The sequence below is a fragment of the Methylobacterium sp. JK268 genome (assembly GCF_054052225.1).
On record NZ_JBSVZN010000008.1, the window covers coordinates 1 to 22,838 of the forward strand.

At 72.0% G+C, this 22,838-nt stretch carries 24 protein-coding genes and 1 pseudogene; 7 read left to right on the forward strand and 18 right to left on the reverse strand.

Features of this window, described 5'->3' with window-relative positions:
- Window positions 1-422, reverse strand: a pseudogene (locus tag ACW9J6_RS09915) (IS5 family transposase); the annotation flags it as partial.
- On the opposite strand from ACW9J6_RS09915, the gene ACW9J6_RS09920 reads away from it, so the two are divergent.
- Complete coding sequence (locus ACW9J6_RS09920; RefSeq protein WP_457116303.1) at window positions 384-1,385, forward strand: methyl-accepting chemotaxis protein; 1,002 nt, start codon at window positions 384-386, stop codon at window positions 1,383-1,385. The pseudogene ACW9J6_RS09915 and the gene ACW9J6_RS09920 overlap by 39 nt on opposite strands.
- A 200-nt stretch (window positions 1,386-1,585) precedes the next feature.
- Here the strand turns inward: ACW9J6_RS09920 and ACW9J6_RS09925 are convergent, their stop codons facing one another.
- Window positions 1,586-1,963, reverse strand: a complete 378-nt coding sequence (locus ACW9J6_RS09925; protein ID WP_457116304.1) for a PAS domain-containing protein — start codon at window positions 1,961-1,963, stop codon at window positions 1,586-1,588.
- A 9-nt stretch (window positions 1,964-1,972) separates the two neighbouring features.
- The gene (locus tag ACW9J6_RS09930; RefSeq protein ID WP_457116305.1) at window positions 1,973-5,314 is read right to left on the reverse strand and encodes a PAS domain S-box protein; all 3,342 of its coding nucleotides are present in this window, start codon (window positions 5,312-5,314) and stop codon (window positions 1,973-1,975) included.
- Window positions 5,315-5,823: 509 nt separating this feature from the next.
- Here ACW9J6_RS09930 and ACW9J6_RS09935 point away from each other — a divergent pair.
- The gene (locus ACW9J6_RS09935; RefSeq protein ID WP_457116306.1) at window positions 5,824-6,858 is read left to right on the forward strand and encodes an SMP-30/gluconolactonase/LRE family protein; all 1,035 of its coding nucleotides are present in this window, start codon (window positions 5,824-5,826) and stop codon (window positions 6,856-6,858) included.
- Window positions 6,859-6,864: 6 nt separating this feature from the next.
- On the opposite strand, the gene ACW9J6_RS09940 is transcribed toward ACW9J6_RS09935, so the two are convergent.
- Window positions 6,865-7,626 carry a 50S ribosomal protein L11 methyltransferase gene (locus tag ACW9J6_RS09940; protein WP_457116307.1) on the reverse strand — a complete coding sequence of 254 codons (762 nt, stop codon included), beginning with the start codon at window positions 7,624-7,626 and terminating at the stop codon, window positions 6,865-6,867.
- A 179-nt stretch (window positions 7,627-7,805) separates the two neighbouring features.
- Here ACW9J6_RS09940 and ACW9J6_RS09945 point away from each other — a divergent pair, with 179 nt between their 5' ends.
- On the forward strand, window positions 7,806-8,054 hold the full coding sequence (locus ACW9J6_RS09945; protein WP_457116308.1) for a hypothetical protein: 249 nt from the start codon (window positions 7,806-7,808) through the stop codon (window positions 8,052-8,054).
- A 6-nt stretch (window positions 8,055-8,060) separates the two neighbouring features.
- Here ACW9J6_RS09945 and rarD read toward each other — a convergent pair whose 3' ends face one another.
- The 8 genes from rarD to ACW9J6_RS09985 all read right to left on the reverse strand — a co-directional run bounded on the left by rarD (window position 8,061) and on the right by ACW9J6_RS09985 (window position 13,687).
- The gene (gene rarD / locus ACW9J6_RS09950) at window positions 8,061-8,942 is read right to left on the reverse strand and encodes an EamA family transporter RarD (RefSeq protein WP_457116309.1); all 882 of its coding nucleotides are present in this window, start codon (window positions 8,940-8,942) and stop codon (window positions 8,061-8,063) included.
- 184 nt (window positions 8,943-9,126) lie between these two features.
- Complete coding sequence (locus ACW9J6_RS09955) at window positions 9,127-9,474, reverse strand: hypothetical protein (RefSeq protein ID WP_457116310.1); 348 nt, start codon at window positions 9,472-9,474, stop codon at window positions 9,127-9,129.
- 143 nt (window positions 9,475-9,617) lie between these two features.
- Complete coding sequence (locus tag ACW9J6_RS09960) at window positions 9,618-10,007, reverse strand: Rap1a/Tai family immunity protein (RefSeq protein WP_457116311.1); 390 nt, start codon at window positions 10,005-10,007, stop codon at window positions 9,618-9,620.
- 140 nt (window positions 10,008-10,147) lie between these two features.
- Window positions 10,148-10,828, reverse strand: coding sequence for a hypothetical protein (locus ACW9J6_RS09965; RefSeq protein WP_457116312.1), 681 nt, complete (start codon window positions 10,826-10,828; stop codon window positions 10,148-10,150).
- Window positions 10,829-10,969: 141 nt separating this feature from the next.
- Complete coding sequence (locus ACW9J6_RS09970) at window positions 10,970-11,335, reverse strand: septal ring lytic transglycosylase RlpA family protein (protein ID WP_457116313.1); 366 nt, start codon at window positions 11,333-11,335, stop codon at window positions 10,970-10,972.
- Window positions 11,336-11,527: 192 nt separating this feature from the next.
- Complete coding sequence (locus ACW9J6_RS09975) at window positions 11,528-12,151, reverse strand: response regulator (protein ID WP_457116314.1); 624 nt, start codon at window positions 12,149-12,151, stop codon at window positions 11,528-11,530.
- 85 nt (window positions 12,152-12,236) lie between these two features.
- A complete protein-coding gene (locus ACW9J6_RS09980) occupies window positions 12,237-13,337 on the reverse strand; it encodes a polyamine ABC transporter substrate-binding protein (RefSeq protein WP_457116315.1) in 1,101 nt (366 codons plus the stop codon).
- 2 nt (window positions 13,338-13,339) lie between these two features.
- Entirely contained in the window at window positions 13,340-13,687 is a 348-nt protein-coding gene (locus ACW9J6_RS09985) for a RidA family protein (protein ID WP_457116316.1), read from the reverse strand.
- A 195-nt stretch (window positions 13,688-13,882) separates the two neighbouring features.
- Here ACW9J6_RS09985 and ACW9J6_RS09990 point away from each other — a divergent pair, with 195 nt between their 5' ends.
- The 3 genes from ACW9J6_RS09990 (at window position 13,883) to ACW9J6_RS10000 (ending at window position 15,207) form a co-directional block, all read left to right on the forward strand.
- Window positions 13,883-14,149, forward strand: coding sequence for a GlsB/YeaQ/YmgE family stress response membrane protein (locus ACW9J6_RS09990; protein ID WP_457116317.1), 267 nt, complete (start codon window positions 13,883-13,885; stop codon window positions 14,147-14,149).
- A 170-nt stretch (window positions 14,150-14,319) separates the two neighbouring features.
- Complete coding sequence (locus tag ACW9J6_RS09995) at window positions 14,320-14,679, forward strand: hypothetical protein (RefSeq protein ID WP_457116318.1); 360 nt, start codon at window positions 14,320-14,322, stop codon at window positions 14,677-14,679.
- Window positions 14,680-14,874: 195 nt separating this feature from the next.
- Window positions 14,875-15,207 (forward strand): AP2/ERF family transcription factor, encoded by a 333-nt coding sequence (locus tag ACW9J6_RS10000; protein WP_457116319.1) that lies wholly within the window; start codon window positions 14,875-14,877, stop codon window positions 15,205-15,207.
- A 57-nt stretch (window positions 15,208-15,264) separates the two neighbouring features.
- On the opposite strand, the gene ACW9J6_RS10005 is transcribed toward ACW9J6_RS10000, so the two are convergent.
- The 5 genes from ACW9J6_RS10005 to ACW9J6_RS10025 form a co-directional block, all read right to left on the reverse strand.
- Complete coding sequence (locus ACW9J6_RS10005; protein WP_457116320.1) at window positions 15,265-15,504, reverse strand: YgaP family membrane protein; 240 nt, start codon at window positions 15,502-15,504, stop codon at window positions 15,265-15,267.
- A 176-nt stretch (window positions 15,505-15,680) separates the two neighbouring features.
- The gene (pnp, locus tag ACW9J6_RS10010; protein ID WP_457116321.1) at window positions 15,681-17,858 is read right to left on the reverse strand and encodes a polyribonucleotide nucleotidyltransferase; all 2,178 of its coding nucleotides are present in this window, start codon (window positions 17,856-17,858) and stop codon (window positions 15,681-15,683) included.
- Between the two features lie 262 nt (window positions 17,859-18,120).
- Window positions 18,121-18,390: a 30S ribosomal protein S15 gene (rpsO, locus tag ACW9J6_RS10015; protein WP_457116322.1), complete on the reverse strand. Its 270-nt coding sequence runs from the start codon at window positions 18,388-18,390 to the stop codon at window positions 18,121-18,123.
- Window positions 18,391-18,593: 203 nt separating this feature from the next.
- On the reverse strand, window positions 18,594-19,340 hold the full coding sequence (locus ACW9J6_RS10020) for an SDR family NAD(P)-dependent oxidoreductase (RefSeq protein ID WP_457116323.1): 747 nt from the start codon (window positions 19,338-19,340) through the stop codon (window positions 18,594-18,596).
- Window positions 19,341-19,344: 4 nt separating this feature from the next.
- Window positions 19,345-20,205 (reverse strand): fumarylacetoacetate hydrolase family protein, encoded by an 861-nt coding sequence (locus ACW9J6_RS10025; RefSeq protein ID WP_457116324.1) that lies wholly within the window; start codon window positions 20,203-20,205, stop codon window positions 19,345-19,347.
- A 184-nt stretch (window positions 20,206-20,389) separates the two neighbouring features.
- On the opposite strand from ACW9J6_RS10025, the gene ACW9J6_RS10030 reads away from it, so the two are divergent.
- Window positions 20,390-21,169: an IclR family transcriptional regulator gene (locus ACW9J6_RS10030; RefSeq protein WP_457116325.1), complete on the forward strand. Its 780-nt coding sequence runs from the start codon at window positions 20,390-20,392 to the stop codon at window positions 21,167-21,169.
- Between the two features lie 274 nt (window positions 21,170-21,443).
- Here the strand turns inward: ACW9J6_RS10030 and gltX are convergent, their stop codons facing one another.
- Window positions 21,444-22,784, reverse strand: a complete 1,341-nt coding sequence (gene gltX / locus ACW9J6_RS10035; RefSeq protein ID WP_457116326.1) for a glutamate--tRNA ligase — start codon at window positions 22,782-22,784, stop codon at window positions 21,444-21,446.
- Window positions 22,785-22,838: the final 54 nt, after the last annotated feature.

Consider the following 22,838-nt stretch of genomic DNA (forward strand, 5'->3'; position numbering starts at 1 on the left):
GCGGACGACCAAGTGGATCTTGGTGCTCAGGCCGCCGCGGGACCGGCCGAGCGCCTGATCGGATGGGGCGGGATGATCAGACCCCCTTTTTTCGCGCCCGCCGCATGTTGGTGAGCGCGTACGATGGTGGAGTCGACGATCAGGTACTCGAAGTCGAGATCGTCGGCCATGGCCTCGAAGAGGCGCCACCACACGCCTTTCTGGCTCCAGCGGCTGAAGCGGCGGAACACGCTGTTCCACTCGCCGAACGCCTCGGGCAGGTCGCGCCACGGCGCGCCGGTGCGCACGATCCAGAGCACACCTTCCACGAACATGCGGTTGTCGCGACCCGTCGAGCCGCGCTGATCCGGCCGGCCGATGATCAGGGGAGCCATGCGCTCCCATTGGGTATCGCTGAGAACGAGACGATCCAGAACGCCCAAGGCTGCCCTCCAAAAAGCAGCCTTGAATCACGCAGGACTCGCCAAGGGAACCCCAAGAGTCCACACCTCCTAGGGCGGGGTGAGTTCCAGCAGGCCGAGTACAAGCGGCTCGGCAAGGGAGGACGCGAGGTCTGGATCCAGGCCACCTACAACCCGATCGCGGACGCCTCGGGCCGCTTCGTCAAGGTCGTCAAGTTCGCCACCGACATCACCGCCGCCGTGACCGAGCGCCTGGAGCGGGCGCGGCTGCATAGGGCCATCGACGGCGACCTCGACAGCATCGCGACCTCGATCGCCGAAGCGTCCCAGCAGGCGGTCGGCGCCGCCAGCGCCTCCGAGCAGGTCTCGGGCAACGCCCAGAGCGTGGCCGCGGGCGCCGAGGAACTCGCCGCCTCGGTCGGCGAGATGAGCCAGCAGGTCCAGCGGGCGCTGCGGGTCACCGGCCGCGCCGTCGAGCAGGCCAACGCGACCTCGGTGGTCGTCGGGGGGCTCGCCGCGGCGGCACAGCGCATCGGCGAGGTGGTCGACCTCATCGACACCATCGCGAGCCAGACCAACCTGCTGGCGCTCAACGCCACCATCGAGGCCGCCCGCGCCGGCGAGGCCGGCCGCGGCTTCGCGGTGGTCGCCGCCGAGGTGAAGAACCTCGCGGCCCAGACCGCGAAGGCGACCGAGAGCATCGGGGCACAGATCGCCCAGGCCCAGGGCGCCGCCCGGGACGCCGCCACCGCCATCTCGGGCATCGGCGCGACGATCGGCGAGGTCAACGCGATCTCGGCCGCGATCTCGTCCTCGGTCGAGCAGCAGGCCGCGGTGGCCCAGGAGATGTCGGGCAACATGCAGGCGATGACCGCGGCGGTCTCCGACATCTCGCACAGCGTCGGCCGGATCGCCGCCTCGACGCAGCGGGTTAACGGATCGGCCCGTCAGGTGCGCGAGTTCTCGCGGGGCCTGGCGTCCTGAGGGACGCGCGATCCCGGCACCGGCCGGGATAGAGGAGGAGGGCGGCAGCGTCGCCGCCGGCCGCGCCACGATTCCTCAAGGAGGGCGCCTCCAACCTGAGTTCCAGGACCCGCTCGGCGTCGCCGCTTTACCGAGCGCAAAGCCGACGACCCGTCTCGCGGGTCAGCGGCGACCCGGGACCCTTTCGTCAAACCGGGGTGTCATCCCTCGCGGCGCAGGAAGATCCACACGCCGCCGTCGTGGGACGACTGGATGCGCACGGTCAGTTCGCGCTCCCGGTCCGAGAAGTCGCCCACGTGGGTGAATTCCAGGTCCAGGGTTCCCGCCGCCCGTGCCCGCTCGATCCGGCCTCGGAACCGGTCGTCGTCCATACAGGGCGCGACCTCGCTGAAGAAGTGCCGCCCCAGGCGGGGATGCGCGCCGGAGCCGGATTGCGCGCGCTCGGTCGCGTTGTAGAGGCACACGATCCCCTGGCGATCGAGACGGATCACGCCGAAGGGCAGCGCGTCGATCCCGTCCGGGCCGAGACCCTCGACGGCGCGCGCGAGGTCGGGACGGTCGAAGTCCAGGTCGCTCATGGTTCCGCCTCAGGCCGATGACGCTGCGGAATCGGTCAGGTGGGCCGTCGACACCAGCGTGTCGATCGTCCGCCCGTCCGTCGCGCAGGGCAGCAGCAGGCGCTCGAAGGTGGTCCGGTCCCCGTCTCCGAACCCGTAGCGCCCGTACTCATAGGTCGGCTTGCCGAGCCGGACGCAGCGGCGGTAGGCCCCTTCCTGCCGGTCCTCGTCGTCGCTGCCGAGCAGCGTGACCGACTGCCCCGTGAGCGGCGCCTGCGCGCGCCCCGCGAGGGCATCGCCGATCGCCGCGATCCGGAACGCCACGGGCAGCCGTCCCTGGTCGACCTCGATGCGGGCGGTCCAGGCCAGCGCCTCGGGACCCAGTCCGATCGCGTCGGGATGGGGCAGGCGCCTCTCGCCCCGCGCCTGCCGCCATGCCGCGAGGGCGACCCGCAGGGGCTCGGAGCGAATGCGTCGGGCGAGCCGGTCGAGGGTAGCCTCGGTCTGCGCCCGGGACGCGGCGTGCTCGAGCATGTCGAGGAGGCAGCGCGAGAGCGCGTCCGCGGAGAACGGCTTGCGCAGCAGCCACTCGCCCTCGGTGGCGGCGAGGTCGCCCCGGCCGGTGATGAACAGGATCGGCAGGTCCGGGCGCCGGCGCCGCAGGGCGGCGGCGATCGAGGCCCCGTCCGGGCCGGCGAGGGTGTAGTCGGCGACGGCGAAGGCGAGGTCCCGGCAATCGTCCACGCGCGCGACCGCGTCCGCCGGGGTCTCCGCGTGGAGGACGGCGTAGCCCCAATCCTCGAGTTGCGCGACGACGACGGCGCGCACGCCGGCATCGTCCTCGACGATGAGGGCGCGGCCGCCGGCATGCTCGCGCGTTTCCTCGCGCTCCACCGCGGGCTCGTCCTCCCGCACCGCCTCGGCGGCCGGGAGGAAGAGCGACACCTGCGTTCCCCGTCCCTCCGCGCTCGCGATCCGCAGCGCGCCGCCCGATTGCAGCATCAATCCCTGGACCATCGCGAGGCCGAGGCCCGTGCCCCTGCCCGGGCCTTTGGTCGTGTAGAACGGCTCGATCACCCGCTGCAGGACGGCCGGGGCCATGCCCTGTCCCGTGTCCGAGACCTGGATGGCGATGGCGGGACGGTCCCCCAGCTCGGCTGGCCGCTCGGCGGCGTCGCCGGCCACCGTCGAGGCGCGGACCCGCAAGGTCCCGCCGCCCGGCATCGCGTCGCGCGCATTCGCCGCCAGGTTCAGCAGCGCGGCGTGCAGCTGCGTCGGGTCGGTTCGAACGGGCGGAAGCAGCTCCGGGATCTCCATGACCACGGTGACGGCCTCGCCGACCACGTGCAGCAGGTGCGGGCGCAGTTCGGCGAGCAGCGTGGTCAGGTCGACCACGGTCGTCTGGACGGTCTGCTGGCGCGCGAAGGCCAGGAGCTGGCGGATCAGCGAGGCGCCGCGTTCGGCGGCCTTCGCGCCCTCCCGGGCCACGCCGAGCAGGCGCGGGTCGGCGGCGTGCTTCTCGATCAGGCCGAACCCGCCGAGCACCGCGGCGAGGATATTGTTGAAGTCGTGCGCGACGCTCGACGTCAGGTGGCCGAGCGCCTCAAGCTTCTGGCTCTGCAGGAGAGCCGCCTGGACGGCGGCGCGGCGGCGCACCTCGACGCGCAGGCGCTCGTTGGCGAGGCTGAGTTCGGCGGTGCGCTCGACGACCCGCTGCTCCAGCCGCGCGTGACTCTCGGCGAGGGCGGCCTGCGCGGCCTTAAGTTCCGACAGGTCCACGATGAGGGCGACGTGCTTCGCGCGATCGCGCTCCGGATCGAGGGCGGCCATCACGACCTGAACCGGCACGCGCCGGGCCGGCAGGACGTACTCCTTCTCGTACGGGCGGCAGATCCCGTCACGCAGGAGCTCCGCCACGGCCACCTCGTCGCGAGGCGCGTCGCCCGGGGCGGTCAGCGTACGCCAGTTGATGCGCCTCGCGTCGAATTCCGCGCGCGACCGGCCAATGATGGCGAGGAAGGCGTCGTTCACCTCGGTCACGGTCCCGTCGACATCGCCGAAGCCGACCCCGACGATGCCGGAGCGGACGATGCGCTGCAGCCGCGCCTCGCTGGCGATCAGTGCCGCCTCGGCCCGGGCGCGGGCGGCGGCGACCCAGACGCGCTCGCAGACATCCACGAGCAGGGCCGTCCGGGACGCGCTCCAGGGCCGGTCGAGGCTCGCCTCCGCGATCAGGACCGCGCGCAGGTCGCCGTCCTGCAGGAGCGGGATGCAGAGCGTCGTCGAGCCCGGCCCGGCCTCGCCCGCGCCGCGACCGGCTCCCGCCGCCGCGCGCGGCGGGTCGTCGGCGAGGGCGATCACCTGACCGCGGCGAAGCGCGTCGAGCCGCGCACGCACGCGGGTGTCCAGCCCCATCGCCGCGCGCGAGGCGGGATCCGCGCACCATGCGTGCCACGCTGCGAGCGAATCGTCCTCGCCGAGGGTCGCGTAGGTCAGGCGATGGACGCCGAGATGCGCGCCCAGCAGGCCGCAGGCGAGGGCGATCATCGCCCGCTCATCGTCGAGCGTCCGAATCCCGTCCGAGATGGCCAGGAGGAGGGATTGGTCCGCGGCCTCGGCGGCGACCTCGGCCTCGCGCGCCTTGCGCTCGCGGATGTCCTCCACGACGAGGATCGTGCTCGGTGCGGATCCGTCCGTCGCGGTCACGGCGGAGGCCGTCAGGCGCGTCCACACGATCTCACCGGCCTCGTGGATCAGGCGGATGTCGGCGGAGGAACGCGGCCCCTCCCCGGCGGCGAGGCGGCGGAATAGGTCGATGTCGGCCGGGTGGGCGAACCTCTCGATCGGCTGGGCGAGCAGGTCCTCTCGGGGGAATCCCAGCAGGCGGCACAACGTGTCGTTGACGGCGGTCCACCGCCCGCGGGCCACGTCGATGCAGGCGATCCCGACGGCCGCGTTCTCGAAGATCGAGCGGTAGCGCGCCTCGCTGTCGTCCAGGGCCGTCCGCGTCCAGGCCTGCTCGGCCTGCGCGATCTGCACCCGCAGCCTGCGGTCGTCGACGTCGATGAAGGCGCTGATCCAGCCATCGACGCGGCCATCCGTCCGGATGGGCGCGCCGCGGATCAGGAACCAGCGCGGAGGAGAGGTCGCGCTCCGAAGCCGAACCTCGATCTCCAGCGGCTCCGTGGTGGCGATGGCCTCCCGCCAGGCCGCGGCCGCGCGCGCGCGGTCCTCCGGATCGATGGCGTCCTGCCATCCGTCGCCGAGAAGCTCGGTGGCGGTCCGGGCGGCCAGGCGTTGGAACGCCGGATTGCCGAACAGGCATCTCCCCGCCGGATCCCCGACGAGGATGGGGAAAGGGAGGAGTGTCAACAGCGGGTCGAGGCTGGCCCGGCCGGTCCGTCCTCGGGGAGAGGCTGCACCGTCCGGCTCGGAAGCATCGCTCACGGGGAGGATCTCGCTCGATGCGCCATGGCCAGCGACTCGGTGCGAACTCAGGAGCCACAGCAGTTCGGGTGCCCCGCACTCCCGACACGAGGCCGATGAAGCCGCGCGGGCGGCGGCTTCCGACCAAGTAACGAGAAGGTCTACGATAGCCGATTGTTGTGACGCCATTCAGCAGGCCGGACTAGCCTCGGCAGGTTAAGCCAGGGCCTTCCGAATTCAGGCCGGCCCATCTTCGCGCGATCGCGCCGCGAACGCGGGAGGACTCCGGCTATCGCTGCGCGGACGGCTCGGCGTGGCGCTCGACGCCGCGAGGTTGCGGTGACGAGAGGCGGCCCCGCGGGGGTGAAGCGCGTCGCATTTGGGCACCGGATGCGCGACAGAACCCGCCGCCGCCCTATCCTCCCGTGCGTCCGTGAAGGACGGGAGGAAACGACATGAGAAGACGCGACGTCCTGTCGGGCGCCGCCGCGCTCGCGGCCGCCTCGACCCTGGCTCCCCGGGCCGCCCGCGCCGACAGGCTGCCCCTCGGCAACCTGCCCGGCACCCGCTACCCCGACCCGCGCGTCGAGAGCCTCGACAAGCGCTTCGCCGCGAAGGTCGGCAACGCCGCGATCGAGCGGATTGCCACCGGCTTCCGCTGGGCGGAGGGGCCGGTCTACTTCCGCGACGGCGGCTACCTCGTCTGGAGCGACATCCCCAACAACCGGATGATGCGCTGGCTGGAGGAGGACGGGCACGTCAGCGTCTTCCGCACGCCCTCCAACTACTCGAACGGTAATACCCGCGACCGCGAGGGCCGGCTCATCAGCTGCGAGCATGACGCCCGCCGGGTGACCCGCACCGAGCACGACGGCAGCATCACGGTGCTGATCGACCGCTTCGACGGCAAGCCGCTGAACGCGCCCAACGACGTCGTGGTGGCGTCCGACGGCGCGGTCTGGTTCACCGATCCGGGCTACGGGATCGACGGCAACTACGAGGGCCACCGGGCCTCCGCCGAACTGCCGCGGCGGGTCTATCGCCTCGATCCCGGGAGCGGCCGCGCGAGCGTCGCGACCGAGGGGTTGGACCGGCCGAACGGCCTCGCCTTCTCGCCCGACGAGCGGATCCTCTACGTGGTCGACAGCGGCATCACCCATGGCGGCCGCTCCAACATCCGCGCCTTCACGGTGGAGGGCGAGCGCCTCACCGGCGACCGGGTCTTCGCCGAGAACTTCGCGCCCGGCTTCACCGACGGGGTGCGCGTCGACGAGGACGGCCACGTCTGGTGCAGCATGGGCTGGGCCGATCCGGGCGAGGACGGCGTGCGCTGCTACGCGCCGAGCGGCGACCTGATCGGCAAGATCCACCTGCCGGAGACCTGCGCCAACCTCTGTTTCGGGGGCCGCAAGCGCAACCGGCTGTTCATGACCGCGAGCACCTCGGTCTACGCGGTCTACGTCGAGGCGGTCGGCGCCCTGCGGCCCTGACCACCCTCAGGGGCCGCCCTCGCGGGTCGCCACCAGCACCCGGATGTCGCCCTCCCGGCAGAGCCGCTCGAGCCGCGGCTCCGCCCAGCCCGAATCGGTGACGGCGTAGCCCAGGCCCTCGAGGCGGTCGCGCACCGCGGCGGTGGGAGCGCCGTAGCAGCCATGCGACTCGACCGCGATCACCCGCGGACGAAGCGTCATCCCGTCGAGCACGGCCAGTTCGGCGCCCTCGCAGTCGAGTTCGAGGACGTCGGTGGGCGGCAGGTCGCGGGGGGCGACGAGGGACGCGGCCGCGCCCGCGCCGTAGACGCGCACGGGCGCGCCGACCACCGCGTGGACGAGCCGGACCCGCGCGGCGACGCCGTTCGCCTCCAGCGTGCGCCGCGTGGCCGCGATGCCGCGCGGGTCGCCCTCGTAGGCGGTCACCGTGCCGCCGGGGCCGGCCGCCAGGGCCGCCGCCGCGGTGGTGATGCCGCTGCCGGTCCCCACGACCGTCACGGCCTCGCCGGGCCGGACATGGGCGCGCAGCGCCCGCACCAGCCCCTCCTCGTAGCCCGGGATGTCCTGGCGCACGAGGAAGGCGGGCAGCGCCGCGTCGCCCCAGGCGCGGTGGTCGCCCGTCCGCAGCCCGGCCCAGAGGATCGGATCGGCCTGGGGCAGCAGCCGGCGCAGGCTGCGGTCGTAGGCGGCGGCCGCCGCCTTCGCGGCGACGGCGGCGAGGCCGCCCTCCGCGTACAGGAAGGCGAGCTTCTCCCGGATGTCGGTCATGAGCCGGCGGGTAGAACGGGACGGGCCAGGTGTAAAGGCGTCTTTCGCAACTCCTGGTCGTCTGAGGCATCCTGTGGGGAACCTCGTCCCGGCGGCCCGTCGGGGTTGATCCGGGCCCGCTCCGCACCGCCAATGGCCGCCGGAGCGCGGCGCCGGACCGCGCCGGGGGAGGGGACGCCGTGCGGGCTGTCGCGGGTGGAATGCTGCTGCTCGGCCTCGCCCTGGCCGCTGGCGCGACGGCGCGGGCGCAGCCCATCGCCGGCCCGCAGGACGCGGCCTGCCGCCAGGAGGCCAAGGCGCAGGTGTTCACCGCGCCGGACCCGCAGGGGCTCGGGCCCTACGCGATCGGCCGCCAGATCTACATGACCTGCATGCAGCGGGCCGCGGCGCCGCCGCGCAAGCGCGCGCGCCGGCCGCGGCGGAGCTGAGGGGCCTCAGCCCGGACAGCTTTCCGGGGCGGCCTCGGCGGCCGGCCGCCGAGGCCGCGCCATGTCGAAGGCGTAGAGGGCGAGCGCGGCCCAGGTCGTGCCGAAGACGGCGGCGCGCCCGGGTTCGAGCGTCTCGCCGAAGGCCAGGACGCTCAGGGCCAGCGTGCAACTGGGGGAGATGTACTGCATCAGGCCGAGGGTCGTGAGCGGCAGCCGCGCCGCCGCGGCCGCGAACCAGATCAGCGGCAGCGAGGTCGTCACGCCGGTGAGCACCAGCAGGGCCAGCGTTCCCCGGTCGAGGCCGGGTCCCGTCTCCGCCGGAACCGCCAGGGTCAGGACCGCGAGCGCCGCCGGCAGAAGAAGGAGCGTCTCGGCGCCGAAGCCCAGGATCGGGTCGATGGGCACGAGTTTGCGGATCAGCGCGTAGACCGCGAAGGTCGTGGCGAGGGCGAGGGCGAGCCAGGGCAGCGTCCCGGCCGCCACCAGCGCGGCGCAAACCCCGAGGGCCGCGAGCCCGACCGCGACGGCCTGGAGGGGGCGCAGCGTCTCGCGCAGCACCAGGGCGCCCAGCGCCACGGCCATCAGGGGGTTGATGAAGTAGCCGAGGCTCGCCTCGATCAGGTGCCCGTTCTGGACCGCCCAGAGGTAGAGGCTCCAGTTGATGCCGATGAGCAGGGCCGACAGCGCCAGGAGCGCGTGGCGCCGGCCCGGTACGAGCGGCCGCCGCCGCCGACGCATCAGGATGAGGAGCGCCGCCACGAACAGGCTCGACCAGAGGATGCGGTGGGCCAGGATCGCCCAGGGTGGTAGCGCGCCCAGGAGACGGAAGTGCAGGGGCACCACGAGTCCCCAGGTGATGGTGGCGCAGAGCGCGTAGACCAGTCCCACGGCCCCTCCCGAGCGCCCTGTTGCGCCGGTTCTGCCCGAGATCCGGTTGCGCGACCATGCCGGCGGGACGGGGAGCGGGCATCCGCCCGAAGCATGGCGCGAGGCCGCGGGTTGCCTCGCGGGCGGCGCTCCCGCCGGTCGATCCGGCGAGGCGCGCGGATCCGCCCCCGGGAGCGAGGCGGGATCAGTCCGACGGCCGGCGGTGCTGCCGGCTCGTGAGGCTGCTGTCGTCGCCCGAGACGGTGGTCATCGGTGCCCCGGTGCCGCTGGTGTTGTCGCCGCCGGTGGCGTGCCCGGCGCGCGGCGCGCCGCTCTCGTCGAAGTCGCGGCGGTTGGCGGCGTGGTCCTGGTACTGCTCGGTCTGCACGTGCTTGCTGTCGAGGCCGCGCTGGTCGCTGTGGCGGGACTTGTCGCGGTTGCTCAGAACCATGTTCTCCGGGAGGATGCCCTCCGGCAGCTCGGTCATCGCGCCGGAGCCCGATCCCTTCCCCTGCGTCCCGGGACCCATGTGGTGCTTGTCGGCCTTGGCCATTCGCGTCCTCCGGCTGCCGCGCCGGGGCGATACTCCGGCGGGGTAAACCAGATGAGGCGCGGCCGCCGGGGCGACAAGGCGCGCTGCCGCACATAAAGTCCGGCGCGGCGGGGGAACTTCCGGCGCCCCGCCGCGATCCGGGCTCAGCCCTTGCGCTCGCAGGGATAGGCGTCGCGCAGCGCCAGCAGGGCGAGGACCCCGGCCGGCTCGCGCAGGCTCGGCGGATGCGCCCCGCCGTAGGACACGACGGTGCGCACGAGCTGGAGCAGCGTGCCGTTCGGCGGCAGGCAGGCGCCGAGGAGGGGGGGCGCGTCGGATCGCTCGGCCACGGCGGCGAGGTTCTGCACCGCGCTCATGAACGCGTAGCAGCTGACCGTATCGGGATCCTGCCGGTACTCCAGGTCGCTGCCGCGCGGCTTGGCGCTGCGCAAGAGGCTCTTGCACTGCGCGACCAGCTGTCCCCCATCCGCCGCCGAGGCGGGTGACGCCGCGAGGAACGCCGCGGCGGCCAAGACCGGCACCCATTTCACCATCGAGGAACCCTGACGCGAGGCGGCCGCTCGGGACCGCGGGGCCCCGACCCTAGCAAGCGGGACGTTTCCGAACGCAACTTCCGGTGGGCGATCCCACCGCCGCGTTGCCGCACTGCGTCAGGGCGTCGCTGGAGCCGGGTTCAGCGGGACGGGTAGATCACCCGCATGGCGGTCTCGGTCCGCGGCGCGGGCGGCTCGCTCCACGGCTGCGGGCCGCGCCGGATCAGCCGCGTCATGAGCTTGCGGGCCTCGTCGGCCGGAAGGGCGCCGATCGGGGCCGTCATCGCCAGGAGGTCGCGGCGCGTGCGGGCGTCGACCGCCCGGGACTGGCGCACGTCCTCGAACTCGCTCGCGCGATGCGTGAGGGATCCCCTCTCGCCCATGAAGACGCGCGGGCCCTCGGGCATGATCACGATGTCGCCGGAGCGCAGGGTCGGGTCGCGCAGCAGGGCCGCCCGCGCCTCCGACGGGCTGGTGATCCGCTCGGCCGGTGCCGGCGGTCCGGCCTTCTCGACCTCGGCCGCCTTGGGCAGGGCGGCGTAGCGGGTGCGGTGGCGCAGGGCCGCCCGCGTCTCGGCCCGGCTGCGGCCCGCCCAGCGGCGGCGCAGGCGGGGCGCGGCGTAGTCCTCCACCGGCGCCAGGGCCGGCGCGGGTGCGGGGGCCGCGGTCCGCGCCGCCGGAGCGCCGAACAGGGTCTGGAAGAAGTCCATCCCGTCCGCGGCCCGGCCCGTGCCCGGGGACGCCGCGAGCAGGCCTCCCGAGAGGAGCGCCAGGATCAGGCCGCGCTGGGGCGCGGCCGCGCTCGAACGGTTCGACGGCATGGAACCCCTCTCCGGACACAGGTCTGACTGTTGAAGCTTGTCCTGTCTTCAACCTCGACTGTGGCCGGAGAGTTCCGCTTGCAGTCGCGGAACTTGCCGTCGACTGCTCGATCCCGCGCGGAACAACGCGGGCGGTGTGCCTCAGAGGCGGCTGAGACGGACCCGGCTGACGCCGTGGATGCCGATCGCCCGCGCGGAGGCCTGGGACAGATCGATCACCCGGCCGCCCACGTAGGGCCCGCGGTCGTTGATGCGCACCACGATCGAGCGGCCGTTGGCCGTGTTGGTGACCCGCACCCGGCTGCCGAAGGGCAGGCTGCGATGGGCCGCCGTGAAGGCGTGGGTGTTGAAGCGCTCGCCGTTGGCGGTGCGCCGGCCCTGGAACCCCGGGCCGTACCACGAGGCGGCCCCGGACTGTGCCAGGGCAGGCGTGCTGGCTTGTAGCGACGCACCGAAGCCGGAAGCCGCGGCGAGACAGATGAGCGCCAGCTTGGCCTTGAAAACCATTTCGCATTCCCGTTTTGATTCGTTGAGGAGCCGCAACATAGGGCGGATCTTGGCAGGAATGTGATCAGGGAATGTCTGCAAAAAATACAGTATTGATCGTGGGAATTGAGGGGGGTCGTGGGGATGTTTTTCTTGCGGTGACTGATGTTCGAAGGCGATGCCGGGCTTCCGTTGCGGATGCTGCGGCCGGGCTCAGGAGGCGGCGTCGACGGCGATGCGCAGCAGGTCCGCCAGGGTGCGGGCGCCGAGCTTGTGGCGCAACTGCGAGCAGGTATTGGCCACGGTCTTGTAGGTGACCCCGAGCGCCGCGGCGATCGCCCCGTGCGACTGCCCGGCGCCGAGGAGCGCGAGCACCTCCCGCTCGCGCGGAGTGAGGTCCGCGAGCGGGTCAGGCCGGGGGGCGGCTTGCAGGAGGGCGACCTCGGCCGCCAGGGCCGGGTCGAGATAGGGCTCGCCGGCCTGGACCCGCTCGAAGGCCCGGTGCAGTTCCACCGAGGCCGTGTCCTTGAGGACGTAGGCCATGGCGCCGCTGTCGAGGGCGCGGGCCACGATCACCGGGTCGTCGTGCATGCTGAACACGAGGATCCGGGTGTCCGGCGCCACCGCCCGGATGCGGCGGATCAGGTCGAGCCCCTTGAGGGAGGCGCCCTGGAAGGTCAGGTCGGCGACGACGACGTCCGGGCGGTGGCGGCGGAAGCTGCGGTAGCCGGCCACGATTCCCGTCGCCTCGTGCACGGTCTCGACGCCGGCATCCTCCAGCACGCGCCGGCAGCCCTGCAGGACGATCGGATGATCGTCGACGACGAGAACGTTCACGCGCGGTCTCCCCCGGGGCGGTGTCGCGCCCGAGCTTAGGGCATCGCGGCGCTGCGCGGGAGGCGGGCGGAACGCCCGCGCCGGCTCACTTCCCCGTGCGGACGCGCGTCCAGAGACGGGTCACGACCCGCTGGGTGCGGTCGTCGTAGGCGGTGTTGGTGAAGAGCCGCCGGAAGGTCGCCTCGTCCGGGTAGATGCCGGGGTCGGAGAGGATCTCGGGCTTGACCAGGGCCTTCGCCGGCAGGTTGCCGCTCGCGTAGGAGACGAAGTTGGTGTTGGCGGCCGCCACTTCGGGCCGCAGCATGAAGTCGATGAAGGCGTGCGCCTCCGCCGGGTGGCCGGCGTCCTTCGGGATCGCGAAGGAGTCGAACCACATCAGGGCGCCCTGCTGCGGGATCAGGTAGGCGATCTCGACGTCGTTCTTAGCCTCCTGGGCGCGCTTGCGGGCCTGGAGCACGTCGCCGGAATAGCCGACCGACAGGCACACGTCGCCGTTGGCGAGCTGGTTGATGTATTCCGAGGAGTGGAATTTCTGGACCGCCCCGCGGATGCGGAAGAGGGCCTCGCCGGCCTGGTTCAGGTCGTCGACGCGCTTGGAATCGGGCTTGAGCCCGAGCGCCGCCAGCACGTTCGGAAACAGGTCCTCCGGTGCGTCGAGCATCGTCACGCCGCAATCCTTGAGCTTGGCGATCAGCTCCGGCCGCAGGACGATGTCCCAGGTGTTGAGGGGTTGGTTCGGGCCGAGCCGCTCGCGCACCAGCGCGGTGTTCACCCCGATCCCGGTCGTCCCCCACATGTAGTCGACCGCGTAGGCGTTGCCGGGGTCGTAGACGGCGAGCCGCGCCGCGACCTCCGGCCAGGCGTTCTTCAGGTTCGGCAACCGGCCCTTGTCGAGGGGCTGGAACACGCCGGCCTTGATCAAGCGCTGCAGGAACGGCCCGGAGGGCACCACGATGTCGTAGCCCGACTTGCCGGCGAGGAGCTTGGTCTCCAGCACCTCGTTCGTGTCGTAGGTGTCGTAGACGACCTTGATGCCGGTCTCGCGCGTGAACGCGTCGAGCATCTTCGGGTCGATATAGTCCGACCAGTTGTAGATGTTGACGACCCGCTCCTGCGCCGCGGCCGACCCGGCGAGGGCGACGAGGCCGGCGGCGAGCAGCGCGCGGCGCAGGAGCGGTCCCGCCATCGTCAGGCTCCGACCGCCGCCACGACCACGATCTCGACGCGGTATTGCGGGCCGGCGAGCTTGGCCTCCACGGTCGCCCGGGCCGGCGCGTGACCGGGCGCCACCCAGGCGTCCCAGACCCGGTTCATGTCCGCGAAACCGGCCATGTCGGCGAGGTAGATGGTCGCCGACAGGATCCGCTCCTTGGAGGAGCCGGCCTGGGCGAGCAGCGCGTCGATCTCGCCGAGGACCGCCTGCGTCTGCGCGGCCACGTCCGGCCCCTCGCCGACCTGCCCGGCGAGGTAGACGGTGCCGTTGTGGATCACGGCCTGGCTCATCCGCGCGCCGGTCTCGATCCTTTGGATGCTCATGCGATCGTCCTCGTCCCTGCGCTCCCCCAGCGGCACGCGCGTGGCCGCCGCGGCGCACCCTGCCTCATGCCGCGGGGGACCGGGCGCCGTAAAGGCCCGGCCGGAACGCTGTGGACAAGCTTATGGCCACGCAACCCTCCGGCCACCCGCGCGTTGCTGGGATAACGCGAAGCCAGGCCGAAAGGCGCACCCTCCATGTCGATCCTGTGGACCATCATCATCGGCTTCATCGCCGGCGTCATTGCCAAGTTCATCATGCCCGGCCCGAACGAGCCGAGCGGCTTCATCCTCACCACGATCCTCGGGATCGTCGGGGCCTTCGTGGCGACGTTCCTGGGCCAGGCGATCGGCTGGTACGGACCGAACCAGGGTGCCGGCCTGATCGCCTCGGTCGTCGGCGCGGTGATCGTGCTGGGGATCTGGGGCTTCATCCAGGGCCGCCGCACCACGACGACCTACTGACACCGGGCAATCGGCCCTCCGAGCTTCCCCTCGGCCACACCCCGTCGGCGCGTTGCCCGCGCCGGCGGGGTTTTCACGTTGGATCATCGCGCCGGCAGACCGATAATCCGAGCGGGTGACTTGATGCCATCCGGCGACCGGCGATAGAACCAAATCCTGACCGCGGACGAATGCAGCCGGTGCGCCGCACATCTCTGATCATCAAGCTGATCTTCCTGCTCGGCGCGCTGGCCTCGGCGCTCGACGGCTGGTCCGGCTTGCCGATCGGCTTTCCGCCCGGCCACGCGGCGGCGGCGCAGCGCCACCACGGCGATAACCAAACCTGGGCGGTCCTCAGCGTCGTCCTGAGCGACGACGAGCGCAGCCACCTGGAGGCCGCGGGCGGCGGCGCGGCCGTGGCGCCCGCCCTTCTCACCCTCGCGGCACCCGACCGCACGGTCTGGCATCGTCCGGCCCCGCATCCCCAGGCGCTCGCGTGGGCCCGAAGTCTCTCCTCCGCCTCACCCCGCGGGCCTCCGCGGGTTTCGTGATCGAGCCCCTCGCACGAAACCCCTGGACCAGGATCGCCGCCGGCCACGACCGGGCGATCTGTGCGGAGACCCCGAATGGCCCTTCGTCCTTCCTCTCACGAGGCGTCTCCCGGACGTCCCCGTGCCCCGGGCGCTGCAGTCCGCTCCGACGCATCGCCGGATGCCGCGCGCCCGCGGGACCCGGGCGCGGAGCTGATGGAGAAGGCCGCGCGCCTCGGCCCGGGCGAGGCCGCGACCGACCGCGAGAGCCTCGCGCTGATGCGCCGCCTGCGGCCCCGCCGCAACTGCCGCTCCGGTCTACCGGGCGTCTCCCGCTTCATCCGCAAGGCGAGCGGGACGGCGTTCTGGGTGGCCTACTGGGACGATGCCCAGGGCCGCAAGATCCAGCGCAAGTTCTCGGTCTCGATCCACGGCGAGGAGGAGGCGCGGCGCCTCGCCATCGACGCGCGGCTCGCGGCCGTGCGCGAGCACATCGACCGCTCGGTGGCCCTGCAGCTGGGCGGCGTCGCCCTGACGACCGAGTCCTGACGCGGGAAGGGCGCCCCGCGGGGCGCCCTTCGGTGCAACGGGCCGGTCCGGCCCCGGTCAGACCTCGTAGCCGCGGCCCGGCTGGTGCTCCAGCAGCGCCTTGGCGGCGCAGTGGCCGGTGGCGCCGCGGATCGCCAGCATGGCGCCGCCCACCAGCACGGCGAGGCTCAGCCACTTGTTCGGGCGCGGCTGCGCCGCCGCGGCGGCGAGGCCCAGACCCAGCACCACGGAGATCGCGCGCTCCTTCGTGCTCAGGTTGACGTCGCCGTGGAAGACGTCGGTGATCGCGTTCGACATGATCGATCGGCTCCTCTGGTCCGTTTCGTCGGGGGATGACGGGCGAACGCGAGAGAAGCGGCGCCGTTCCGGTACTGCGGCCATCCGGCCGATGCGGAGGTGGCGAACGAAAAAGCGCGGCCCTCGCGGGCCGCGCTCGGCATTTCGGGGGTGGGCGGCCGCTGGCCGCCCGGCCGTCACTCGCCGGCGGTGTGGCGCGGCTGCCGCTCGCGGCTGCGGTCGGCCTCGCGCTCGGCCTTCAGCTTCTCGGAGAGGTCCTCGCCGGTCTGCTGATCGACGACCTTCATCGAGAGGCGGATCTTGCCGCGGTCGTCCTGGCCGAGGAACTTCACCTTCACCTTGTCGCCCTCCTTCACCACGTCGGTGACCTTGGCGACGCGCTGGGCGGCGAGTTCCGAGATGTGGACGAGGCCGTCCTTGGCGCCGAAGAAGTTGACGAAGGCGCCGAACTCCATCGTCTTCACGACCGTGCCGTCGTAGATCATGCCCGCTTCCGGCTCCGCCACGATCGAGCGGATCCAGTTATAGGCCGCCTTGATGGCCTTGCCGTCGGCCGAGGCGATCTTCACGATGCCCGTGTCCTGGATGTCGATCTTGGCGCCGGTCTTCTCCACGATCTCGCGGATGACCTTGCCGCCCGTGCCGATGACCTCGCGGATCTTGTCGGTCGGGATCTGCATGGTCTCGATGCGCGGGGCGTGCTCCCCGAGCTCCGGCCGGGCGGCGGTTAGCGCCGTCGCCATCTCGCCGAGGATGTGGGCACGGCCCTCCTTGGCCTGGTCGAGGGCGACCCGCATGATCTCCTCGGTGATGCCGGCGATCTTGATGTCCATCTGGAGGGAGGTGATTCCCTCCTCGGTGCCGGCCACCTTGAAGTCCATGTCGCCGAGGTGGTCCTCGTCGCCCAGGATGTCGGAGAGCACCGCGAAGCGCTCGCCCTCCAGGATCAGGCCCATGGCGATGCCGGCCACCGGGCGGCGGAGCGGCACGCCCGCATCCATCAGCGCCAGCGACGAGCCGCAGACCGTCGCCATCGACGAGGAGCCGTTCGACTCGGTGATCTCCGACACGACGCGGATCGTGTAGGGGAACTCGTGGCTCGGCGGCAGGAGCGGGTGCACGGCGCGCCAGGCGAGCTTGCCGTGTCCGATCTCGCGCCGGCCCGGGGAGCCCATGCGGCCGGTCTCGCCCACCGAATAGGGCGGGAAGTTGTAGTGGAGGAGGAACGTCTCCTTGTAGGTGCCTTCGAGCGCGTCGATGAACTGCTCGTCGTCACCGGTGCCGAGCGTCGCCACCACCAGGGCCTGGGTCTCGCCGCGGGTGAACAGCGAGGAGCCGTGGGCGCGCGGCAGCACGCCGACCTGCGACTGGATCGGGCGCACGGTGCGCACGTCGCGGCCGTCGATGCGCGAGCCGGTGTCGAGGATGTTCCAGCGGACCACCTTCGACTGGGCCTCCTTGAAGGCGGCCTTGACCTTCTCGGGCTCGAAGCGGGCCTCGCCCTCGGTGGGAACGAGGGCGGCCATCACCTTCGCCTTAACGGCGTCGACGGCGGCGTAGCGCTCCTGCTTGACGGTCTTCTTGTAGGCCTCGCGGAGCTCCGCCTCGCCGACCTCCAGCACCGCCTTCTCGACCTCGGAGAGGTCGGTCGGCTGGAAGTCGCGGGGCTCCTTGGCGGCCTTCTCGGCCAGGCGCACGATCGCCTCGATCACCGGCTGGAAGTGCTTGTGGCCGAACATCACGGCCCCGAGCATCACGTCCTCGGCCAGTTCCTTGGCCTCGGACTCGACCATCAGCACGGCCGCGTCGGTGCCGGCGACGACGAGGTCGAGGCTCGACTCCTCCATCTCCTGCACGAGCGGGTTGAGCTTGTACTGGCCGCCCACGTAGCCGACGCGCGCGGCGCCGATCGGGCCCATGAAGGGCACGCCCGACAGGGTCAGGGCGGCCGAGGCCGCCACCATCGAGACGATGTCGGGATCGTTCTCGAGGTCGTGGGAGAGCACCGTCACCACGACCTGGGTGTCGTTGCGCCAGCCCTCGACGAAGAGGGGGCGGATCGGGCGGTCGATCAGGCGGGAGACCAGGGTCTCCTTCTCGGAGGGCCGGCCCTCGCGCTTGAAGTAGCCGCCGGGGATGCGGCCGGCCGCGTAGGCCCGCTCCTGGTAGTTCACGGTGAGGGGGAGGAAGTCGATGCCGGGCTTCGGCTCCTTCATCGACACCACGGTGGCGAGAACGGTGGTCTCGCCGTAGGTGGCGAGCACGGCCCCGTCGGCCTGGCGGGCGACCTTGCCGGTCTCCAGCACCAGCTTGCGTCCACCCCAGAGCAGCTCTTCACGTTGTACGTCGAACATGTCGTCATGCCTTCATGCGGTCGTCCGGGGCGGGGCGGCGCCAGTGCAAGACGGCGAGGGGCTCCGGCGGGCGGCCTTGAGCCCCTGGCGATCCTGCCCTGGCGATCACGCCTCAGGATCCCCGGAGGGGGAGCGGCCGGACCCATTCCGGCCCACTCGGGGAGCGCCGAAGCCTCGGAGGCCCCGTGCGCCGCGCTTCCCGGATCGCTCGATCCCGGAAGCGGAAACGCGGCCCGGCAGGGCCGGACCGCGTTGGAGCGCCTTAGCGGCGGATGCCGAGGCGCTCGATCAGGGTGCGGTAGCGCCCCTCGTCCTTGCGCTTCAGGTAGTCGAGGAGCGACCGGCGCTGCGAGACCAGCTTGAGCAGGCCGCGGCGCGAGTGGTTGTCCTTGGTGTGGGTCTTGAAGTGCCCGGTGAGGTTGGCGATCCGCTCGGTGAGGATCGCGATCTGCACCTCGGGCGAGCCGGTATCGGATCCGCCGCGGGCGTGTTCCTTGATGAGCGCGGTCTTGCGCTCCGCCGTGATCGACATCGCGTGTCCTTCTGTCAGGGTGTGGAATGGGACACGGCCCTCAGCGGCCGCACCCGCCTCGGGTTCGGCCGGGCCGGGATGTCGTCCAGCGCGGTCGCCCGAAGCGAAAAAGCCCCGCCGTCCGCCGGCAGGGTTCGGTTCCTATACACGATCCTGCGCGCGGCGCCACTCCCGGGTGAGGCGCCGCGCGGGGAGGGCGCGTCTCAGTAGGTCGCCCGGCCGCCCGAGACGTCGAAGACGCCGCCGGTCGTGAAGGAGACCTCCTCGCTCGCCAGCCAGCAGATCAGCGCCGCGACCTCGTCGATGGTCCCGAACCGCCCGATCGGGATCTTCGAGAGCATGAAGTCGATGTGCTCCTGCGTCATCTGGTCGAAGATGGCGGTCCGCACCGCCGCCGGGGTCACGCAGTTCACCCGGATGTCGGTCTTCGCCAGTTCCTTGCCGAGCGACTTGGTGAGCCCGATCACCGCCGCCTTCGAGGCGCTGTAGGCGGAGGCGTTCGGGTTGCCCTCCTTGCCGGCGATCGACGCCACGTTGACGATGCGCCCGTAGCCGGTCTTCTCCATCACCGGCACGGCGGCCCGGTTGCAGTAGAACAGCCCGTGGACGTTGACGTCGAAGACGTGCTTCCAGGCGTCGACCGGATAGTCGCGCACCGGGCCGTTGGGCCCGGTGATGCCGGCGCTGCAGACCAGCACGTCGAGGCCGCCCAGCGCCGCCACGCTCGCCTGCATGGCGGCTTCGACCGCGGCCGCGTCGGTGATGTCGATGGCCTGCGTGTCGGCGGCGCCGGACCCGGCCTTGGCGCGGGTGAGCGCCTCCGCGTTCACGTCCCAGAGGCTCACCGCGGCGCCCTCGGCGGCGAGCCGCGCCGCGGCGCAGAGCCCGATGCCGGAGGCGCCGCCCGTGACGATGGCGCGCCGGCCCTGGAAGCGGTTGGCGTTCGTCATCGCCTCATCCCTCCTGCCGCCGCCACGCCACCACGTCCTGGCGCTGCTCCCCGAGCTTCTCGATGCCGAGCGTCATCACGTCCCCGGCCTTCAGGAAGACCGGCTCGGGCTTGATCCCCATGCCGACGCCCGGGGGGGGGCCGGTGGTGATGATGTCGCCCGGCATCAGGGTGATGAAGCGGCTGACATAGGACACGATCTCGGCGCAGCTGAAGATCATCGTCCGGGTGTTGCCGGTCTGCATGCGCTTGCCGTTGAGGTCGAGCCACATGTCGAGGTTCTGCGGGTCGCCGACCTCGTCCGCGGTGACGAGCCAAGGGCCGACCGGCCCGAACGTGTCGCAGCCCTTGCCCTTGTCCCAGGTGCCGCCGCGCTCGATCTGGTACTCGCGCTCGCTGACGTCGTTCACCACGCAGTAGCCGGCGACGTAGTCCAGCGCTTCGGCCAGCTCGACGTAGGACGCGCGCCGGCCGATCACGATGCCGAGCTCGACCTCCCAGTCGCCCTTCACCGAATCGCGGGGCAGCATCACGGTGTCGTTCGGGCCGTGCAGGGAGCTGATCGCCTTGGTGAAGACCACCGGCTCCTTGGGGATCGGCAGGTTCGATTCGGCGGCGTGGTCGGCGTAGTTCAGCCCGATGGCGATGAACTTGCCCACGCCCGCCACCGGCACGCCGTGGCGCGGCGATCCGTCGACCACCGGCAGCGAGTCGGGCGCGATCCTCGCGAGGCTGGCGAGCCCGGCGGGGGAGAGCGCGTCGGGTCCGATATCGGCGATATGGCCCGACAGGTCGCGGATGCGGCCCTCCGCATCGAGGAGGCCGGGCTTCTCCTGGCCGGCGGGTCCGTAACGCAGCAGCTTCATGGGACGATGTCCTCGGTGGTGGATGACGGCGCGGCCGTCCCGGCCACCGGGCCCTGGAGCGCGGCGCCGGATCGAGGCCGGCCCGCCGCGGCATCGTGGCCGCCTCCTCCTCCCGACGTCCGTTGCGGCCGCCACAAAATCCCATATAATGGGATCATGTTTCTTTATGTGGGATCATAGGCGGGTGGACGCGAAGGCGTCAATCGCGGAGCGCCCGACGGGCAGCCAGACGCTGCTGCGGGGCCTCGACGTGCTGGAGGCGGTGGCGGCGGGGGCGACGGATCTGGCGGCCCTGTCGGCGGCGCTGGGCACGACGCGCAGCACGACCCATCGGCTCGCCGGGGCGCTGGTCGAGCGCCGGTACCTGAACTTCGTCCCGCGGGAGGGCTACAGCCTCGGGCCGAAGCTCCTGGAACTGGGCTTCCGTGCCCAGCAATCGGTGGTGCTGACCCGCGTGGCGCGACCGTATCTCGAGCGGCTGTCCGAGACCTGCGAGGACACGATCCACCTCGGCGTCCTCGACGGCGGCCTCGCGCTCTATCTCGACAAGATCCCGGGGCGGCGGCGGATCGAGATCAGTTCCCGGGTGGGCGAGCGCCAGCCGGTCTGGTCGACCGGCCTCGGCAAGGCCCTGATCCTCGGCCTCGACGAGGCGGGCTGGCGGGGCTTCTTCGGGGTGGGCGCGGCGCGCGGCGGGCGGCGCGCGCCCGACCTCGAATCCTGGCTCGCTCGCATGCGGACCTACGCCCGGGAGGGCATCGCCCGGGACGAGGAGGAGAACGAGCCGGACGTCCGCTGCGTCGCCGCGCCGATCCGCGGGGCGAGCGGGGCGATCGCGGCGGCGATCAGCGTGTCGAGCACGGTGCAGTACCTCGACGAGGCGCGGCTGGCGGCGCTGGCGGACGACGTGCGGGCGACCGCGGACGCGATCAGCCGGGCTCTGGGCTGGGGTGGAGGCTCCTGAGGCCCGCTGCGATCGCGTTCCCCAGCGGAGGAACAATGGCACACTGTTTCGCTCGACACATCTTTGGCTGAACGCTCGTGGAGGACACGAAATTCCTCATGCTGAGGTGCTCCGAAGGAGCCTCGAAGCACACCGGATCAGGATGTCCAAGGCGCCTTTGTCTTGGATTGATCGTCAGGGGTGCTTCGAGGCTTGCTGCGCAAGCACCTCAGCATGAGGACTATCGTGTCCTCCATGAGTGTTCAGCTGAAGAGGAAGCTGTTCGCGTCGCTCTCTACCCCTCGCCCCGGAGCCGCCGCAGGGCCCTCTCGCGCCCGATCAGCGGCAGCAGGCCCGCGAGGTCAGGGCCGTGGTCGAGCCCCGTCAGGGCGAGGCGCAGGGGCAGGAACAGGGCCTTGCCCTTGAGCCCCGTCGCCACCTTCACGGCCTCGCTCCAGGCCTTCCAGGTCGTCGCGTCCCAGGGTTCCGTCGGGAGCAGGTCCGCGGCACGGGCCGCGAAAGCCGGATCGGCGATCACCGGAACCACGGGCCCGGTGACGACGCGCCACCACGCCGCCGCCTCGTCGAACTTTCCCAGATTGGCCCGCACCGCGGACCAGAACGCCTCCGCACGCTCCCCGGGGATGCCGAGTGCCGCGAGCCGCCCCGCCGCGGCCGGGAACGGCATCGCGTGCAGGATGCGGGCGTTGAGCTGGTCGAGGTCCTGGGGGTCGAACTTGGCCGGCGCGCGGGAGACATGCGCGAGGTCGAGGAGGCCCGCCAGTTCGTCGAGGTCGGCGACGGCCCGGACCGCCTCCGCCGAGCCGGTCAGCACCGCCAGCGACGCCACGGCGCCGGGCTCGTAGCCGTCCTCGCGCAGCCCGCGCAGGGACAGGTGCCCGAGCCGCTTCGACAGACCCTCGCCGCTCGCCGTGGTCAGCAGGTTGTGGTGGGCGAAGACCGGGACGGGAGCGCCGAGCGCGGAGAAGATCTGGATCTGCACCGCCGTGTTGGTGACGTGGTCCTCGCCGCGGATCACGTGCGTGATGCCCATCTCGGCGTCGTCCACCACCGAGGGGAGGGTGTAGAGGTAGCTGCCGTCCTCGCGCACCAGCACCGGGTCAGAGAGCGACTCGGCGTCCACGTGGCAGGGGCCGCGCACGAGGTCGGTCCAGGCGACCGTGCCGGGATCGAGGCGGAAGCGCCAGTGCGGCCGCCGCCCCTCCGCCTCGAGGGCGGCCCGCTCCTCGTCGGTGAGCCGCAGGGCGGCGCGGTCGTAGACCGGGGGCTGGCCGCGCCCGAGCTGGCGGCGGCGGCGGCGCTCCAGCTCGTCGGGCGTCTCGTAGGCCGCGTAGAGCCGGCCGGACGCGCGCAGGCGGTCCGCCGCCGCGTCGTAGAGCGCCACGCGGTCGGACTGGCGGTAGACCCGGTCCGGTCGGATGCCGAGCCAGGCGAGATCCTCCTCGATCGCCGCGGCGAACTCCGCCGTCGAGCGCGCCGTATCGGTGTCGTCGAGGCGCAGCACGAAGGTGCCGCCCTCCCGCCGCGCGAACAGCGCGTTGAACAGGGCCGGGCGGGCATTGCCGATGTGGAGGAAGCCCGTGGGGGAGGGCGCGAAGCGGACGACGGGAGCCATGGCGGGCTTCTACGCAACGGCGCCCGCCATGTCACACGCAGACCTCGCACACGC

Excerpts from the sequence above, each read along its gene's own strand:
- ACW9J6_RS09925 (WP_457116304.1), bottom strand. The coding sequence starts at position 1,963 with ATGAGCGACCTGGACTTCGACCGTCCCGACCTCGCGCGCGCCGTCGAG.
- ACW9J6_RS09935 (WP_457116306.1), top strand. The coding sequence starts at position 5,824 with ATGAGAAGACGCGACGTCCTGTCGGGCGCCGCCGCGCTCGCGGCCGCC.
- ACW9J6_RS09940 (WP_457116307.1), bottom strand. The coding sequence starts at position 7,626 with ATGACCGACATCCGGGAGAAGCTCGCCTTCCTGTACGCGGAGGGCGGC.
- ACW9J6_RS09955 (WP_457116310.1), bottom strand. The coding sequence starts at position 9,474 with ATGGCCAAGGCCGACAAGCACCACATGGGTCCCGGGACGCAGGGGAAG.
- ACW9J6_RS09960 (WP_457116311.1), bottom strand. The coding sequence starts at position 10,007 with ATGGTGAAATGGGTGCCGGTCTTGGCCGCCGCGGCGTTCCTCGCGGCG.
- ACW9J6_RS09965 (WP_457116312.1), bottom strand. The coding sequence starts at position 10,828 with ATGCCGTCGAACCGTTCGAGCGCGGCCGCGCCCCAGCGCGGCCTGATC.
- ACW9J6_RS09970 (WP_457116313.1), bottom strand. The coding sequence starts at position 11,335 with ATGGTTTTCAAGGCCAAGCTGGCGCTCATCTGTCTCGCCGCGGCTTCC.
- ACW9J6_RS09980 (WP_457116315.1), bottom strand. The coding sequence starts at position 13,337 with ATGGCGGGACCGCTCCTGCGCCGCGCGCTGCTCGCCGCCGGCCTCGTC.
- ACW9J6_RS09985 (WP_457116316.1), bottom strand. The coding sequence starts at position 13,687 with ATGAGCATCCAAAGGATCGAGACCGGCGCGCGGATGAGCCAGGCCGTG.
- ACW9J6_RS09990 (WP_457116317.1), top strand. The coding sequence starts at position 13,883 with ATGTCGATCCTGTGGACCATCATCATCGGCTTCATCGCCGGCGTCATT.
- ACW9J6_RS09995 (WP_457116318.1), top strand. The coding sequence starts at position 14,320 with ATGCAGCCGGTGCGCCGCACATCTCTGATCATCAAGCTGATCTTCCTG.
- ACW9J6_RS10000 (WP_457116319.1), top strand. The coding sequence starts at position 14,875 with ATGGAGAAGGCCGCGCGCCTCGGCCCGGGCGAGGCCGCGACCGACCGC.
- ACW9J6_RS10005 (WP_457116320.1), bottom strand. The coding sequence starts at position 15,504 with ATGTCGAACGCGATCACCGACGTCTTCCACGGCGACGTCAACCTGAGC.
- pnp (WP_457116321.1), bottom strand. The coding sequence starts at position 17,858 with ATGTTCGACGTACAACGTGAAGAGCTGCTCTGGGGTGGACGCAAGCTG.
- rpsO (WP_457116322.1), bottom strand. The coding sequence starts at position 18,390 with ATGTCGATCACGGCGGAGCGCAAGACCGCGCTCATCAAGGAACACGCC.
- ACW9J6_RS10020 (WP_457116323.1), bottom strand. The coding sequence starts at position 19,340 with ATGACGAACGCCAACCGCTTCCAGGGCCGGCGCGCCATCGTCACGGGC.
- ACW9J6_RS10025 (WP_457116324.1), bottom strand. The coding sequence starts at position 20,205 with ATGAAGCTGCTGCGTTACGGACCCGCCGGCCAGGAGAAGCCCGGCCTC.
- gltX (WP_457116326.1), bottom strand. The coding sequence starts at position 22,784 with ATGGCTCCCGTCGTCCGCTTCGCGCCCTCCCCCACGGGCTTCCTCCAC.